This window comes from Pseudactinotalea suaedae (genome assembly GCF_009733815.1).
In the GTDB taxonomy this organism is placed as follows: Bacteria; Actinomycetota; Actinomycetes; order Actinomycetales; family Beutenbergiaceae; genus Pseudactinotalea; species Pseudactinotalea suaedae.
Genome location: NZ_WNXY01000007.1, coordinates 56547 through 72469 on the forward strand (window position 1 = coordinate 56547; position 15923 = coordinate 72469).

Consider the following 15923-nt stretch of genomic DNA (forward strand, 5'->3'; position numbering starts at 1 on the left):
AGCGTCATGAGCCTCGCCGGGGTACGGAACGGCACTCCGGACGACGCGGCCGACAGAGCCGTCGTGGCGGTCACCGAGTGGGCCGCCGGTCGCGGCCTGGAGCTGTACCCGCACCAGGAGACCGCGCTGCTCGAGGTCGCCTCGGGTGCGAACGTGATCTGCTCGACGCCCACCGGTTCGGGCAAGTCGCTGATCGCGATGTCCGCCCACACGGTGGCGCTCGCCGAGGGCCGCCGCAGCTACTACACCGCGCCGCTCAAGGCGCTGGTGAGCGAGAAGTTCTTCGACCTCGTCGAGGTGTTCGGCGCCGACCTCGTCGGGATGGTGACCGGCGACGTGTCGATCAACGCCGACGCCCCGATCATCTGCTGCACGGCCGAGATCCTCGCCAACCTCGCCCTGCGCGAGGGTGAGCTGGCCGACGTCGGCCAGGTGGTCGCCGACGAGTTCCACTACTACGCGGACCCGCAGCGCGGGTGGGCGTGGCAGGTGCCGCTGCTGGAGCTGACGCAGGCGCAGTTCGTGCTGCTGTCGGCGACCCTGGGCGACGTCACCCCGATCGCCGACGACCTCACCCGGCGCACCGGCCGCCCCACGGCCGTGATCGACGACGCCGTCCGCCCCGTCCCCCTCACCTACGCGTACTCGCTCGAACCGTTGCCGGAGCTGCTGCAGGAGCTGGTGAGCACGCACCGCGCGCCGGTGTACGTGGTGCACACGAGCCAGGCCGCCGCCGTCACCACGGCGCAGGCGCTGACCTCGGCCCAGGTCGCCACCCGCGCCCAGCGGGACGCGGTCGCCGCCTTCCTCGATGCCCACCGGGTGAGCTTCTCGCGCGGCTTCGGGAGCACCCTGTCCCGGCTGCTGCGTCACGGCATCGGTGTCCATCACGCCGGCATGCTCCCCCGCTACCGCCGGCTCGTCGAACGGCTCACACAGGCCGGGCTGCTCCCGGTGATCTGCGGCACCGACACGCTCGGGGTCGGCATCAACGTCCCGATCCGCACCGTGGTGCTCACCTCGCTCGTCAAGTTCGACGGCGTCCGGCAGCGGCACCTGAGCGCTCGGGAGTTCCATCAGGTCGCCGGGCGCGCTGGCCGCGCCGGGTACGACACCAAGGGCGAGGTGATCGTGCAGGCGCCCGACCACGTCATCGAGAACGCGAAGGCGCTCGCCAAGGCAGGTGACGACGAGCGCAAGCGCCGCAAGATCGTGCGCAAGCAGGCTCCCTCGGGCCAGGTGAACTGGACCGACAAGACCTTCGAGCGGTTGCGCGACTCGGCACCGGAACCGCTGACCTCGCAGATGCGCGTGACCCACGCGATGGTGCTGTCGGTGCTGTCCCGCTGGGGCGACCCGGTCGAGGCGATGGCCAAGCTGCTCACCGACAACCACGAGCCTGCGACGCCCCGGAACCGGTTGGTGCGCGACGCCGTCAGGATCTATCGCTCGCTCCGGGCCGCAGGGATCGTCGAGCGGCTGGCCGAGCCCGACGCGCAGGGCCGGCGCCTGCGGCTGGCCACCGAGGTCCCGCTCGACGTGGCGCTCGACGCGCCGCTGTCGGTGTTCGCGCTGGCGGCGCTGGAGCTGCTCGACCCCGAGGACCCGGGCTACGTGCTCGACGTCGTGTCGGTCATCGAGGCGACGCTCGAGGACCCCCGCCCGATGCTGGTCGCGCAGGAGAAGGCGGCGCGCGGCGAGGCGGTCGCGGCCATGAAGGCCGACGGCGTCGAGTACGTCGACCGCATGAACGCCCTCGACGAGGTCACCTATCCCCGGCCGCTGGAGGAGCTGCTGAGCGCCGCGCTCGCCGAGTACGCGCAGGCCCACCCGTGGGTGAGCGACCACGAGCTGAAGCCGAAGTCGGTGGTGCGCGAGATGCTCGAGCGCGCGATGACGTTCGGCGAGCTGATCTCCGCCTACGGGATCGCCCGCAGCGAGGGCGTGCTGCTGCGCTACCTGACCGACGCCTACCGCGCGCTGCGCCGGATGGTGCCGCCGCACCTGCGCACCGAGGAGCTCGAGGACGTCGTCGAGTGGCTCGGTGCCACCGTGCGCGGGATCGACTCCTCGCTGCTCGACGAGTGGGAGGCGCTCGCCGACGGCGGCCTCGCGCGACCGGCAGCCGACGGCGACGGCGTCCTCGATCTCGCTCCCCCGGTCCGCCCCGTCACCGACAACGTGCGCGCGTTCCGTGTGATGGTGCGCAACGCGATGTTCCGGCGGGTGGAGCTGCTGGCCCGGGAGGCCTACGGCGAGCTGGGCGAACTCGACGGCGAGTCGGGCTGGGACAGCGAGGCCTGGCGCGCGGCCGCCGACCCGTACTGGGACGAGTACGAGGACCTGGGCATCGGCCCCGACGCGCGCGCCCCCTCGATGCTCAGCATCGACGAACGTGGTGACGCCTGGGTGCTCACGCAGGTGCTCGACGACCCTGCCGGCGACAGGGACTGGCGGCTCGTCGCCGTCGTCGACATCGCCAGGAGCGCCGAGACCGGCGAGCCGGTGCTGACGGTCGACTCCCTCGCACCTGCGACCGGATGAGCGGCGGGCTTCCTCACCGCTCGCGCACCGTGAGGAGGCTGGCACCGTGCTCGGAGCGTCGCTCGACCTGCCCGGTCACGCGGAAACCGAGCTTGTCCAGGACCCGCAGCGAGGCCACGTTCCAGTCCCAGACTCCGGCGCGCAGACGGCGATAGCCGGCCTCGTCGGCCCACGCGACGACCGCACGGGCGGCCTCGGTCGCGTAGCCCTGTCCATGGCAGTCGCAGAGCAGCTCGTACGCCAGCTCGGGTTCCTCGGGGGTCCCGCTGCCGTGCCCGTTCAGACCGCAGTAGCCCAGGACCTCACCGCCCTGCGTGCGCACCACGGTGAGCAGTCGCAGCCGCGCGGACTGGCTCTCCGCCCGGATCGACGCGGCGACGTCCTCCACGGTGGGTCGCCCGCCGGCATCGATCCGCCGGTGCGGCGGCACCCGGTGATCGCGCTCCTTCCAGAGCGTCCGGAACGTCACGGCGTCCTCCGGCCGCTGCGGGCGGAGCGTCAGCCGCTCGGTCTCGAGGGTCTCCAGGCGTGCCACGCCACCATCGTCTCAGCCGCGTCGGTCCGAGAACGGCCGTGGCTGAGCAGGCACGCCCCTGCCGGACGAGCACGTCGGACCGAGGTCAACCATCGCAGCGTGCGGCGCATCGCGATCACCCTGTTAGGATACGATACGTGCCGTATCCCAATGACCCACCCCGCCGACCCGGTCGTCCACGTGACGAGGCTCGCGAACGCGAGATCCTCGGCGTCGTCCTGGCGCTGATGGCCGAGTCGGGCGTCGACGGTGTGACGTTCGAGGAGGTCGCGCGTCGAGCCCATGCGTCCAAGCGCACGCTCTACCGCCGCTGGGTCACGAAGCAGGAGATGGTGGTTGCCGCGATCAAGGCGGGTCCCGCCGCCGGCAACCGGCCCGACCCGATCGACACCGGGTCGCTGCGCGGCGACCTCCTGGCGTTGCTGGCCCGTCTGGACGACCAGATGAGCGCCGGGTCGCCGGTCGGTCTCACGATCCTGCAGGCGGGCCTGCGCGACCCCGAGCTCTGCCAGCACATCGAGGACACCGTGGGTCCGACCGGCGCCCGGCTCACGGACACGGTGCTGCGGTCGGCCGTGGCACGAGGAGAGCTCCCCGCCTCGGCCGATCCGTTCGCGTACGAGGAGGTCGGCGCCGCTGTGCTGCTGATCCGCAAGCTCAACGGCCTCAGCACCGACGAGGCCTACCGCGAGGCCCTGGTCGACGCCGTGCTCATACCCGCGCTGCGCAGCGGCGTCGACGCAGGGCAGCACGGCATCTTCTCCGGCCGCCCCACGCCTGCCGCGTCGACCTGATCCCCACCGACCGACCCCAGACCAGCCACCCGTCACCGATCAAGGACATCTCATGACCGCTCTCACCATCCCCGCACTCAGCTACGACCGCATCCCTGGGACGGACGGCGTCGAGCTCAACGTCGCGCACGGCGGCCAGGGCTCGCCCGTGGTCCTCCTGCACGGCTTCCCGCAGACCCATCTGATGTGGAGCGAGGTCGCCCAGGACCTCAGCCGCGAGCACACCGTCATCGTTCCGGACCTGCGCGGCTACGGCGACAGCGACAAGCCCGCCGCCTCCTCCCCGGACACCTACTCCAAGCGCACGATGGCAGCGGACCTCGTCGAGGTGCTCTCCCGGCTGGGTCACGACCGGTTCGCCCTCGTCGGCCACGACCGCGGGGCGCTCGTCGCCGTCCGCGCCGGGCTCGACCATCCCGACACCGTGACCCACGTCGGGATCCTCGACGTGCTCCCGACCATGGACACCTGGGACGTGCTGCGCGGCGTCGACGCCAAGGTGGCCTGGCACCTCTACCTGATGGCGCAGCCCGAGGGGCTGCCCGAGAAGATGATCGGCGCCGTGGCCGAGGAGTTCTTCGCCTCCTTCCTGGACGCCTGGGACCCCTCCGGGACCACGTTCTCGCCCGAGCTGCGGCAGCACTACGTCCGGTCCTCCTCCAACGCGGTGCCCTCGATCGTCGCCGACTACCGGGCCACCGCGAGCGTCGATCTCGACATGGATCGAGCCGACCGCGCCGCCGGACGCCAGCTCGCGATGCCGGTCGCCGTCGTCTCCCAGGACTGGGGAAGCCAGCTCGGCTTCGACCCCACGCAGATCTGGGGCGCCTGGGCGCCCGACTTCACCTACGAGGCGATCGACGCCGGTCACTTCATGGCCGAGGAGAAGCCGGACCGCATCGCCGGGTTCGTGCGTCAGCTGCTGGCGCGGTAGACCTAGACGTCGCGGTGCCGGAAGGTGAGAAGTGCGACCACCGTGACGACGAGCACCATCGCGAGGGTGACGACGCCGCCCTGCGACATCGAGACCGTGCGCTCGACCCAGTCGCACACCGTCCCGCCCGCCTCGACGGTGCAGCTGTCCTCGTAGTAGGACACCGGCCGCCCCGTGATCCAGGCGGTGATGTTGTTGACGAGCGTCCATCGTTGTCCACCCGGCACCACGGCGCCCAGCAGGATCATGTCGACGCCGATCAGGTAGCCGATCGCGATGCCGAGCGCAGCCGCCGTGTGCCGCACCACGAAGGCGAGACCGGCACCGGCCACCGCGACCGCCATGGCCAGCACCGCCGCACGCGCCACCGTGTGGACCTGCGTGGCGGCGATCGTCACCTCGCTGCCTGCCAGCGCGTAGCCGGCGGCGTTGGCCGCCATGAACAGGGCGGTCCAGACCAGTCCGAACAGCAGGCCCGCGAGGGCGGTCGCGCCGATCTTCGAGACGAAGACCGGGATCCGGCGCGGCTCGAACGTCAGCCACGTCCCGATCGAGCCGCTGGCGAACTCCGCTGCCACGAACGTGACGCCCACCATGAGCGCGACCAGGCACAGGATCATCTGCCCTGACGACAATGCCGCGCCGACGAACTCGTCGAACGGTGGCGGCTGCCAGAAGAACCACTCGCGCTGCGGCGCCAGCTCGTCGCACCCGAAGTCGAGCTCCTCGCCGGCGGCCTCGGACTCTGCAGCCTCGGCCTCCTCGCACGAGGCGACCTGCTCGTCACCGGTCTCCTCCCAGTCCTGGCGAGCGAGCTCCCACTGCGTCTCGGCCTCCGCGAGCTGGGCGTCGGTCATCGGCTGTGCCGAGCCGAACGCCGCCCACGCGAACAGGGCCGTGCTCGCCAGCCCGATCGAGAGCAGGAGCACGATGGCCAGCCGCGACCGCAACCGCGTCAGCTCCACCCCGAGCAGCCTCATGACCGCTCACCTCCCTCGGGTGCCACGTGCGGCGGCGCGCCCAGCTCGTGCCCCGAGGTGAGCTCGAGGAACACCGACTCCAGCCCGGCGCCGACCTGGCTCAGGCTGTTCACGTACCGACCCTGCTGCGCGAGCAGGTAGGTGACCCGCGCCGGATCCCGTTCCCCCTCCACCACCAGGGCCTCGCCGTCGCGACGCACGACCAGGCCGGCGGTGCCGAGCACCTGGGCGGCGCCGTCCGGATCGGCGATGCCCACCCGCACCGCACCCGAACGGTCCCCCACGACCTCGGCCACCGACCCCGAGGCGAGCAAGCGACCACGGCCGATGATCGACACCGTGTCGGCCACCTGCTCGACCTCGGCGAGGATGTGGCTGCTGACCAGCACGGCGTGGCCCTCGTCGGCCAGCCTCCGCATGGTCCCGCGGATCTCGTGGATCCCGGCCGGGTCGAGCCCGTTGGTCGGCTCGTCGAAGATCAGCAGGTCGGGCGACTTCAGCAGGGTCGCGGCGATCGCCAGCCGCTGCTTCATGCCCAGGGAGTAGCCGCGGTACGGCTCGTTCGCGCGGTCGCGGAGCCCGGTCCGGTCCAGCACGTCCTCGACGGCGGTACGCGGCGCGCCGATCGCGCGGGCCAGCAGGTCGAGGTTGCGTCGCGCGGTGAAGGTGGGGAAGAACTTCGGCGACTCGACGATCGCTCCCACCCGGTTGATCACCTCCGGCAGCGCACGCGGCACCGACGTCCCGAAGATCCGCATCCGCCCCGAGTCCGCCCGGACGAGCCCGAGCAGCATCCGGATGGTGGTGGTCTTGCCGGAGCCGTTGGGCCCCAGGAAGCCGTGGACGCCGTGCGCAGGGACTCGCAGGTCGAGGCCGTCGACGGCGGCCCGTCCCCGGTAGCTCTTGCGCAGGTCCTTCGTCACGATGGCCCAGTCGCCGTCGGTCATCTCGTCCCCTCGAGGTCGCCTGGTGCAGCACGCTATCGGGAACCTCTGCCCGCAGCCGTGACGCCGGGCGACCGGCGTGGCCACCTACCATGGGCGGGGTGAGCGACAAGGCCGCGGGCTGGTACCCCGACCCCGACGGCGAGAACCGTCAGCGGTACTGGGACGGCGACTCCTGGACCGAGTACTTCACGCCGATCGCACCCCGGCAGGCAGAGCTGCACGGGTCGAGCACCGCGTCCGCCGACTACCCGTACCTGGTCGCCAGCCGGAGCGGCCCTCACCCCGACCTCATGGCGCCACCGGTCCCGGTCGGTTCGACGCGGGGCTGGCCGGCCGCCCCGGCACAGGCCGGCGACGGCGAGACCCAGGAGTTCAGCGGCGGCGGCAAGCGTTCCCGCGCGAGCGTCTGGGCCCTGATCGCCGCGAGCGTCCTGGTGGTGATGCTCGTTGTCGGCGTCGGCTGGTGGGCCTTCGGTCCCGAGGGTGCACCCGTCGACGACCCCACCGGGGCCGGGACGACCCAGCCGACCGACGGCGGCGAGACCGTCACCGCCGAGCTGGACCTCGGCACCTCGACGAGCGCCACGGTCCCCCAGGCCGGTCTGTGGGTCGGCATGCTCACGCTCGACGCCGACGCGACGATCCTCGTCGACGCCCGCGGCGAGCGCCGCGAGGACGACCTGCGCATCGCCATCGTCCCCGAGGGCGGCGGCGACCCGGTCGCGGCCAACGACGACCGCGACGCCACGCTCGCGATGGGTGGCAGCGGACTCGACCCGTTGGCGGCGGCGACGCTGACCGCCGGGACCTACGAGGTCCGCGTCGACGAGCGCAACAGCGCCGAGGTCACCTTCGACATCGCGGCGACCGAGGTGACCGACGCGCTCACCTCCGGGGACACCGTGGACGTGCAGGCGGCCGAGGACGGCTTCTGGGCGGGCTCGCTGACCGTCACCGGTGCAGGAGCCACCGCCATCGACGTCACCGCTGTCCCGACCTCGGACAACGACGAGCCCGACGCCGTGATCCTCGTCATCGGCAACGGCGATCGCGAGTACATCAACGACGACCGCGACGCCGACAGCCGTGACCCGCTGCTCGAGCAGGACCTCGCCGCCGGCACCTGGGTGGTGCTGGTGTTCGACTACCACGGCCGCAGCCTCGTCGCCGAGGTCACGGCCACCACCCCGTGACCGCGCTCCCCCCGGCCGGGACCACCACCTCCGCCGCCGCGTTCGACGGCGCCGTGTGGATCGCCGCCGAGCTCGACGAGGTGGCGGTGGAGTCCTCCACGCTGACGCGGCTGCGTGCCAGCGGCGGCACCTGGACGCGCACCTCGTTCATCGACTGCGCGCTCGACGGCGCCGACCTCGCTGGCGTGATGACCACGGACTCCGCGCTCGTGCGCTGCACGCTCGACGGCGCCCGGCTGACCGGCAGCCAGTGGCTCCGCTCCCGCTGGCGGCAGCTGGACGTGACCGAGGCGGTGGCCGAGGAGCTGTCGGCGCACGGCAGCACCTGGACCGACGTCACGTTCACGAAGACCCGGCTGCGTGACCTCGACCTGTCCGAGGCCCGCCTGGTCCGCGTGCGGTTCGTGGACTGCGACCTCACGGGTGCTCGGTTCGCGGGCGTGCGCTGCTCCGACGTCTCGTTCAGCGGCTGCACGATGGAGGGGATCACCGGCGTGGCGGGGCTGCGCGGCGCCCGGCTCGGCCGCTCCGACGCGGCGAGCGCGCTGCCGGCGCTGGCCTCCGAGCTGGGCATCCGCGTCACCGACGAATAGCCGTGCCCCCGGGATCAGGTACCGCCGGTAGTCTCGCGGGGTGAGCGAGGACGTCCCCCAGGCCCTCGCGCGGGTGCGCGCCCGGGTCGACGCGGCGGCACGCGAGGCGGGCCGAGACCCCGCGGAGGTCGCGGTGCTGCTGGCCGTGAAGACCGTCACCGCCGAACGGGTGCGGGAGGCGATCACCGCCGGCTACCCCCTGCTCGGGCAGAACCGCGCGCAGGAGCTGACCGCGATCGAGCCCGACCTGGTCGACCTCGAGCACCGCACCCACTTCATCGGCCACCTGCAGTCGAACAAGGTCAATGCCGTGCTGCGCTGGGTCGACTGCGTGCAGAGCGTCGATACCGCCGCGCTGGCGGAACGCCTGGACCGTGCCCGTGCGCGGCTCGCGGAGGCCGACAGCGCGCAGACCCCGCTCGAGGTCATGATCCAGGTCAACACCTCGGGCGAGGACTCCAAGTACGGGATCGCGCCCCACGAGGTGCTCGACCTCGCCGCGGCCGTCGGGGCCCTCCCCTGGCTGCGGCTCACCGGGTTCATGACCATCGGCGCCAACTCGACCGACACCGGTCGGGTCCGTGCCTCCTACCAGGGCCTCGCCGAGGTGCGCGACCAGGTGCTGGCGAGCGACGCCGTCGGCACGGGCGAGGCGCACGAGCTGTCGATGGGGATGAGCGGCGACCTCGAGATCGCGATCGCCGCCGGCGCGACCATGGTGCGCGTGGGGTCGGCGGTGTTCGGCTCGCGGCCCGCGCCCGCCTGAGGCGGAATACCTGTACCGCGGCGCCCGTTACGCCCACAGACCCCACGAACAAGGAGAGCTGTGGCCACCGTCGACATCACCACCGAGACCTTCAACGACACCATCGAGGGCGGCGGCATCGTGCTCGTCGACTTCTGGGCCGACTGGTGCGGCCCGTGCAAGAGCTTCGCACCGATCTACGACGCGGTGTCCGAGCAGAACACGGACATCACGTTCGCGAAGGTCGACACCGAGGCCGAGCAGATGCTCGCCGGCCAGGCCGGCATCACCGCGATCCCCACGCTGATGGCGTTCCGCGACGGCATCCTGGTGTTCAACCAGGCCGGGGCGCTGCCCAAGGCACAGCTGAACCAGCTGGTCGAGGCCGTGCGCGGGCTCGACATGGACGAGGTCCGGGCCAAGGTCGCCGAGCAGGAGTCCGCGGGTCAGAGCCCCGCCTGATCACGCCGGCCGCTCAGGGTACGCGCGCGAGCCAGTCCGGGGTGCTGAACTTCTCGGCGACCAGCTGGTCGGCGCGCGCGTACTCGGCGGCGGTGATCTCACCCTCGACGGTGTCGTAGCGGCGCCGGAAGTGCCCGACCATCGCCTCGATGACATCGGCACGCGACATCCCGGTCTGGCGGCGCATCGGGTCGACCCGCTTCTGAGCAGATTTGGTGCCCTTGTCCGAGAGCTTCTCTCGGCCGATCCGGAGCACCTGCAGCATCTTGTCGGCGTCGATGTCGTAGGACATCGTGGCGTGGTGCAGCACCGCACCGCCCGCGAGCCGCTTCTGCGCGGCACCGCCGATCTTGCCCTCGGGTGAGGCGATGTCGTTGAGCGGCACGTAGCTGGCGTCGATGCCGAGCTCGCGCAACGCGCCGAGCACCCAGTCGTCGAGGAACGCGTAGGACCGCTCGAAGGAGAGCCCGTCCACGAGCGAGCCCGGCACGTACAGCGAGTACGTGATCGAGTTGCCGGGCTCCACGAACATCGCGCCGCCCCCCGAGATGCGGCGCACCACCTCGATGCCGTGCTGCTGCGCGGCCGCCTCGTCCACCTCGTTGGCCAGCGACTGGAAGCTGCCGATGATGACCGCCGGTCCGCCCCACTCCCAGATCCGCAGCGTGGGCGCGCGGCGTCCCGCACCCACCTCCTCGAGCAGCACCTGGTCGAGCGCGAGGTGCATGAGCGGCATCAGCGGCCCGGGGTGCACGATCTCGAACGTGTGGTCCCCCCAGCCGGACGCGCGCCCCTGCGCGCGCCGCACCGCGATCGCCACCGCCTCGGGCGTGAACCCGATCATCTGGGCCTCCCCGACGGCGTCGCGCACCGCCGCGGACAAGGTCGCCACGTCGGCGTCCTCGGCGAGGCCGGTCAGCGCACGGTCGATGCGTTCGAGCGCCTCGTCGGGCTCGACGAAGAAGTCACCGCTGACACGGACCTCACGCAGGACGCCGTCGGCGATCTCGACGTCCGCGGCCACGAGCTTGCCACCCGGCACCTTGTACTCACCACGCACCCGCCCAGCCTAGGCGGCCCGTCCCCCTTGACCGATGTCAGGGCGGGGTCGGGTCAGCCCAGCGTGAGCACCGCGTGGACCGCGGCGTGGTCGCTCGGGCTGGCACCGCCCTCGGCCGCGGGGTTGATCGCCGCCGCTCGGACCTGAACCTTGCCGCCGACGAGCACCCAGTCGATGCGGTCACCGTCGGGTACGGGGGCCTGGTAGCCGGTGAACGTGCCGATCGCGGGCGTGCGCCGATCGGCGGCGTCGAGCCACGCGTCGCGAAGGCCGGTCCCCTCCAGCAGCACGCGGTAGGCCTCGGACCGCTCCGCCGCCGCGTTGGTGTCGCCGGTGAACACGACCGCGTCCACCGACTCCCCGGCGGCGCGGAGCTGGTCGGCCACGACCGCGGCGCTGCGGGTGCGCGCCTGCCCGGACGCGTGATCGAAGTGCGAGTTGACGTGGAGCAGCGTCCGGCCGGTGGCGAGGTCGCGCAGCCGGGCCCACACCACGATGCGTGGGAGCGTCGCACCCCAGCCCGCGGAGCCCACCACGGACGGCGTGTCCGAGAGCCAGTACTGGCCGGTCTCCATCGCCTCGAAGCGGGCGATGTCGTAGAAGATCGAGGAGTGCTCGTCCGCGGGGTCGATGTCGCGGCTCACGCCCACCATGCGGTAGCGGTCCCCGAGCCCGCCGCGGATCACGTCGAGCTGGTGCCCCATCGGCTCCTGGACGCCGATCAGCGCCGGCTGCTCGGTCGCGAGCAGCCGGCTCAGCAGCGGTGCGCGGGTCGGCCAGTGGTCCGGGTGCCCGGCCGGTGAGCCGGCGTCACAGCGGACGTTGAAGGACATCAGGTGGATCGCCGGCGGCTCCTGCGGTCCGATCACAGCGGCGGTGCCGGTCATGACGCGGCGCCCACACCACGGTGCAGCAAGCCGAAGGTGATCGAGTCGACCAAAGCCTCCCAGGAGGCCTCGAGGATGTTCGGGCCGACGCCGACCGTGTTCCAGGTGTGCTCGCCGTCGGTCATCTCGATCAGCACGCGCGTGACCGCGTCGGTGCCGTGGGAGCTGTCGAGCAGGCGGACCTTGTAGTCGATGAGCTCGAACTCGTCCACCTCGGGGTAGGCGCCCACGAGCGCCTGCCGCAGCGCGTGGTCGAGGGCGTTCACCGGTCCGTTCCCCTCGCCGGTGCTCACCACGCGGCGGTCGCCCGTGCGGAGCTTGACGGTCGCCTCGGCATCGACCTCGTCGGCGTGCGCGCCGTGCTCGACGATCGCCCGCCAGGACTCCAGCGTGAAGTACGAGGGCCGCCGGCCGTCCATCTCCTCGCGCAGCAGCAGCTCGAAGCTGGCGTCGGCGGCGTCGTAGGTGTAGCCGTTGGCCTCGGCGTCCTTGACGCGGTTGGTGACGCGGCCGAGCAGGTCGCCCTGCCCGGCGAGGTCGAAGCCGAGCTCCCGTCCTTTGAGCTCGATCGAGGCACGCCCGGCCATGTCGGAGACGAGCATCCGCATGTCGTTGCCCACCGCGCGCGGGTCGACGTGCTGGTACAGGTCGGGGTCGACGCGGATCGCCGAGGCGTGCAGCCCCGCCTTGTGCGCGAACGCGCTCGCCCCGATGTAGGGCTGCCGCGCGAACGGGGCGATGTTGGTGAGCTCGCTGATCGCGTGCGCGATCCGCGTGATCTCGGTCAGCCCGCCCGCGGGGAGCAGCGCGCGCCCGGTCTTGAGCTCGAGGTTGGCGACGACGGAGAGCAGGTCCGCGTTGCCGGTCCGCTCGCCGTAGCCGTTGATGCAGCCCTGGATGTGCCGCGCGCCGGCCTCGACCGCGGCGATCGAGTTCGCCACCGCGCAGCCGGAGTCGTTGTGGGCGTGCATGCCGAGGCGGCCGTCGGTCTCCGCGCGGACCTTGCCCACGACCTCGCTCACCCAGCTCGGCAGCATGCCGCCGTTGGTGTCGCACAGCGCGACGACCTCGGCACCGGCCTCGAACGCCGTCGTGACCGCGCGCAGCGCGTAGGAGGGGTCGAACCGGTAGCCGTCGAAGAAGTGCTCGACGTCGACGAAGACCCGACGGCCGGCGTCACGCAGGTACGCGACCGTGTCGGCGATCATCGCGAGGTTCTCCTCGCCGGTGGTCCGCAACGCCCGCTCCACGTGGCGGATGTCGCTCTTGGCGACCAGCGTGATGACCGCGGCACCGGAGTCGAGCAGCGCCCGGACCTGCGGGTCCTCGTGGGGCCGGATGCCGACCTTGCGGGTGGCGCCGAAGGCGGCCAGCTCGGCGTTGACGAGCTCGACCTCCTTCTCCATCCGCTGGAAGAACTCGGTGTCCTTGGGCACCGCACCCGGCCAGCCGCCCTCGATGAAGCCCACCCCGAGCTCGTCGAGCAGCGCCGCGATGGCGAGCTTGTCGCCCACCGAGAGGTTCATGCCCTCCTGCTGGGCGCCGTCGCGCAGCGTGGTGTCGTAGACGTGCACGTCGAGGTCACCGGAGTCCACGGGAACCGGGCTGGTACTCATCGTTGCCTTCTTCCGGACGACGGCGTCGCTCGCCGCCCGTAGGTCTCGTTCCTTCGCTGCGCGGGTGGGGTGGTCCCGCGTCCATCATCTGCCCGTCACCGGGAAGAGGTGGCCCCGGCAACAAAAAGACCTCCCGGGTGGGGAGGTCTGCGCGCTCGGGGTGTCCCGTGCGCGCTAGCCGATAATGAGCTGTGTGTGAGCCTGGTGTGCCACCGCGCCATCATGCCACACGGTGGGCGGCGACCCCGTCTGCCCGCTCCCGGGCAGACGGGGCCTCCCTTCATCCGATCAGCTCGTTCACCTGCTCGTTCAGGTCCGCCAGGGTCGCCGGGTCCCGGCTGCCGATGTAGATCTCGTCCATCACGGGTGTCATCAGCGCGGAGATCGACCCGTAGCCGTCGGTGACCGGGAAGAAGAACGTGTGCCCCGCGTCCACGAGGTCGGTGAACGGCTGCACGTCGACGCCCTGGTCCGCGAACGCCTCGACCGCGGCGTCGGTCCCGGCGGGGATCGCCGGGAACACCACGCCGGCCTCCCCCACGATCACCTGGCACGCCTCCGAACCGAGGAACGCCACCAGCCGGGCCGCTTCCTCGGGGTTCTCGGTCTGCGCGCTGATCGAGTCGGCGAGACCGTTGTACATGGACATCGGGGTCCCCACCGGACCGGCGGGCAGCGGCGCGACGCCGAGGTCGATGCCCTCCAGCCCGGTGTAGCTGCGGATCATCCACGACCCGTTCGACGAGAGCACCGCACGCCCTGAGCCGAGCGCCTGCGTGGGGTTGGGGGCCGTGCCCACCTCTTCGTACGGCGCCATGAACCCCTTCTCGACGAGCCCGAAGTACCAGGCGAGCGTCTCGTGCAGCCGCGGGTCGTCGAAGTGGTACTCGGTGCCCCACACCGGCTGGTCGGTGAACGTCCACCCGGTCGAGGCGGCGAGCCAGGACCACTGGGTCTGCCCCTCCGCACCGCCGGACCCGTTCGAGGCCATCCCGTAGGTCTGGACGTTCTGCGGGTCGAAGCCCTCCTCGTCGCCCCGGACCCCGTTGGCGTCGATGCTCAGGTGGGCGATGACGTCCTCGAACGTTCCCCCGTCATCGGGGTTCCACGTCAGTCCCTCGAGGTCCTCGGGGCTCATCCCCGCCTCGGTCAGGACGTTGAGGTCGTAGAACAGGGCGATCGTGTCGAAGTCCTTGGGAAGGCCGTAGCGGCCGCCTTCGGGCGTGACCCAGAGCTCGGCGAGGCCCGGCTGGTAGGTGTCGGGGTCGACGTCGGCCGTGGCCTCGAGCGTGTTGAGATCCAGCAGCAGCTCGCGGCCCGCCAGCTCGGGGTACCGGGTCAGGTGGTCGGTGAACACGTCCGGCCCCGCGCCGGCGACGAACCCCGCCGTGAGCTTCTGCCAGTAGTCGTCCCACCCGTACTGGCTGACGCGCACCTCGATGTCCGGGTTCTCCTCCTCGAAGGCGTCGACGCACGCCTGGTAGGCGGGCAGCTGGTTGGCGTCCCACAACCAGTAGTCGAGCGCCGTGGTCCCGCTGCCGGCGTTCGGGCCGGCCGCGCACGCCGCGGTCAGCGCGGCGAGGCCGGTCACGAGCGTCGCCGCCGCGAGCCGGCGACGGCGAGGGCTCGCGTCGGTCTTCGTGGTCCGGGTCGTGGTCCGGTCGGGGGTCCGGTTCCGCACATTCGTCATCGTGAACACCTCACTTGATTCCGCTGAACCCGATGGAGCTGACGATCCGACGGGCGAAGGCCATGAACAGCACCAGCATCGGCAGGGCGGCGACGAGGGTCGCGGCCATCAGACCCGCCCAGTCGGGGCCGGTCTGGGGTGTCTGGGCGTTGAAGTTGCCCAGAGCGACGGTCAGCACGCGCGAGTCGTCCGTGTAGGAGACCATCAGCGGCCAGAAGTAGTCGTTCCAGGAGTTGATGTAGGTGAGGATCCCGATCGTCGCGATCGGTCCCACGGTCATCGGGATCGCGAGCACGAAGAACACCCGCGCCTTGCTGGCGCCGTCGATCTGGGCGGCCTCCTCCACCTCGGTGGAGATGTTCATGAGGAACTGCCGCAGGAAGAAGATCGCGAACGGCGTCATGAACAACCCGGGCAGCATGATGCCGAACAGCGTGTCGATGAGGCCGAGCTGACGGATCAGGAGGAAGTTCGGCAGCAGCGTGAAGATCGTCGGCACCATCAGCGACAGCAGGAACAGGCTGAACACCTGGTTGCGCCCGCGCCAGCGCAGTCGCGAGAACGCGTAGGCCGCCATCGCGGAGAAGAAGACCTGGAAGAGGGTGACGGCGGTGGCCACGACGATCGAGTTCCGCAGGTAGAGCCAGAAGTCGATCGAGGCACCGGAGCCGCCCTGGGCGATCGCCTCCTCGACCGACTGCTGCCCGAAGACGCGCGCGAAGGCCCCGAACCCCAGCCCCACCGGGCCGAGCGCCGACGGGTCGACGTAGAGCGCGGCGTTGCTGGACAGCGCCGTGCGCAGCACCCAGTAGAAGGGGAACAGGGTCACGACGAGGATGATGATCATCACGACCCACGCGAGCACGCGGCCCGGGCTCGTGCGAGCCCGACGGCGGGAGCGCTGGTTGCGGGCGGTGCCCGCGACTGCCTGTGTCATCTCAGC

Annotated in this window: 15 protein-coding genes; 7 read left to right on the forward strand and 8 right to left on the reverse strand. The window is 71.5% G+C overall.

Going from position 1 to position 15923, the window contains the following annotated elements:
• Window positions 1–6: 6 nt before the first annotated feature.
• Window positions 7–2544 carry a DEAD/DEAH box helicase gene (locus GPA04_RS11890; protein WP_156224328.1) on the forward strand — a complete coding sequence of 846 codons (2538 nt, stop codon included), beginning with the start codon at window positions 7–9 and terminating at the stop codon, window positions 2542–2544.
• Between the two features lie 13 nt (window positions 2545–2557).
• Here GPA04_RS11890 and GPA04_RS11895 read toward each other — a convergent pair whose 3' ends face one another.
• Window positions 2558–3079, reverse strand: coding sequence for a GNAT family N-acetyltransferase (locus tag GPA04_RS11895; protein ID WP_241680758.1), 522 nt, complete (start codon window positions 3077–3079; stop codon window positions 2558–2560).
• Between the two features lie 137 nt (window positions 3080–3216).
• On the opposite strand from GPA04_RS11895, the gene GPA04_RS11900 reads away from it, so the two are divergent.
• Window positions 3217–3873, forward strand: coding sequence for a TetR/AcrR family transcriptional regulator (locus tag GPA04_RS11900; protein ID WP_241680759.1), 657 nt, complete (start codon window positions 3217–3219; stop codon window positions 3871–3873).
• Window positions 3874–3925: 52 nt separating this feature from the next.
• The gene (locus GPA04_RS11905; protein ID WP_156224329.1) at window positions 3926–4807 is read left to right on the forward strand and encodes an alpha/beta fold hydrolase; all 882 of its coding nucleotides are present in this window, start codon (window positions 3926–3928) and stop codon (window positions 4805–4807) included.
• Between the two features lie 2 nt (window positions 4808–4809).
• On the opposite strand, the gene GPA04_RS11910 is transcribed toward GPA04_RS11905, so the two are convergent.
• Window positions 4810–5787: an ABC transporter permease subunit gene (locus GPA04_RS11910; RefSeq protein WP_156224330.1), complete on the reverse strand. Its 978-nt coding sequence runs from the start codon at window positions 5785–5787 to the stop codon at window positions 4810–4812.
• Complete coding sequence (locus GPA04_RS11915; protein WP_156224331.1) at window positions 5784–6734, reverse strand: ABC transporter ATP-binding protein; 951 nt, start codon at window positions 6732–6734, stop codon at window positions 5784–5786. Before GPA04_RS11915 ends, GPA04_RS11910 begins: the two co-directional genes overlap by 4 nt.
• A gap of 98 nt (window positions 6735–6832) precedes the next feature.
• On the opposite strand from GPA04_RS11915, the gene GPA04_RS11920 reads away from it, so the two are divergent.
• Genes GPA04_RS11920 through trxA form a run of 4 tightly spaced genes read left to right on the forward strand, consistent with a single transcriptional unit; the run spans window position 6833 to window position 9727 of the window.
• Entirely contained in the window at window positions 6833–7927 is a 1095-nt protein-coding gene (locus tag GPA04_RS11920) for a DUF2510 domain-containing protein (protein ID WP_162458595.1), read from the forward strand.
• Window positions 7924–8520, forward strand: a complete 597-nt coding sequence (locus GPA04_RS11925; RefSeq protein ID WP_156224333.1) for a pentapeptide repeat-containing protein — start codon at window positions 7924–7926, stop codon at window positions 8518–8520. Before GPA04_RS11920 ends, GPA04_RS11925 begins: the two co-directional genes overlap by 4 nt.
• Window positions 8521–8560: 40 nt before the next feature.
• On the forward strand, window positions 8561–9286 hold the full coding sequence (locus GPA04_RS11930; RefSeq protein ID WP_156224334.1) for a YggS family pyridoxal phosphate-dependent enzyme: 726 nt from the start codon (window positions 8561–8563) through the stop codon (window positions 9284–9286).
• Between the two features lie 60 nt (window positions 9287–9346).
• Complete coding sequence (gene trxA / locus GPA04_RS11935; RefSeq protein WP_156224335.1) at window positions 9347–9727, forward strand: thioredoxin; 381 nt, start codon at window positions 9347–9349, stop codon at window positions 9725–9727.
• Window positions 9728–9740: 13 nt separating this feature from the next.
• On the opposite strand, the gene lplAB is transcribed toward trxA, so the two are convergent.
• The 5 genes from lplAB to GPA04_RS11960 all read right to left on the reverse strand — a co-directional run bounded on the left by lplAB (window position 9741) and on the right by GPA04_RS11960 (window position 15917).
• Entirely contained in the window at window positions 9741–10787 is a 1047-nt protein-coding gene (lplAB, locus tag GPA04_RS11940; RefSeq protein ID WP_156224336.1) for a lipoate-protein ligase LplAB, read from the reverse strand.
• 53 nt (window positions 10788–10840) lie between these two features.
• A complete protein-coding gene (locus GPA04_RS11945) occupies window positions 10841–11674 on the reverse strand; it encodes an endonuclease/exonuclease/phosphatase family protein (RefSeq protein ID WP_156224337.1) in 834 nt (277 codons plus the stop codon).
• Complete coding sequence (cimA, locus tag GPA04_RS11950; protein ID WP_156224338.1) at window positions 11671–13290, reverse strand: citramalate synthase; 1620 nt, start codon at window positions 13288–13290, stop codon at window positions 11671–11673. The genes GPA04_RS11945 and cimA overlap by 4 nt, the downstream gene beginning before the upstream one ends.
• A gap of 280 nt (window positions 13291–13570) precedes the next feature.
• A complete protein-coding gene (locus tag GPA04_RS11955) occupies window positions 13571–14980 on the reverse strand; it encodes an ABC transporter substrate-binding protein (RefSeq protein WP_156224339.1) in 1410 nt (469 codons plus the stop codon).
• 10 nt (window positions 14981–14990) lie between these two features.
• Window positions 14991–15917, reverse strand: a complete 927-nt coding sequence (locus GPA04_RS11960; RefSeq protein WP_156224340.1) for a carbohydrate ABC transporter permease — start codon at window positions 15915–15917, stop codon at window positions 14991–14993.
• Window positions 15918–15923 lie beyond the last annotated feature (6 nt).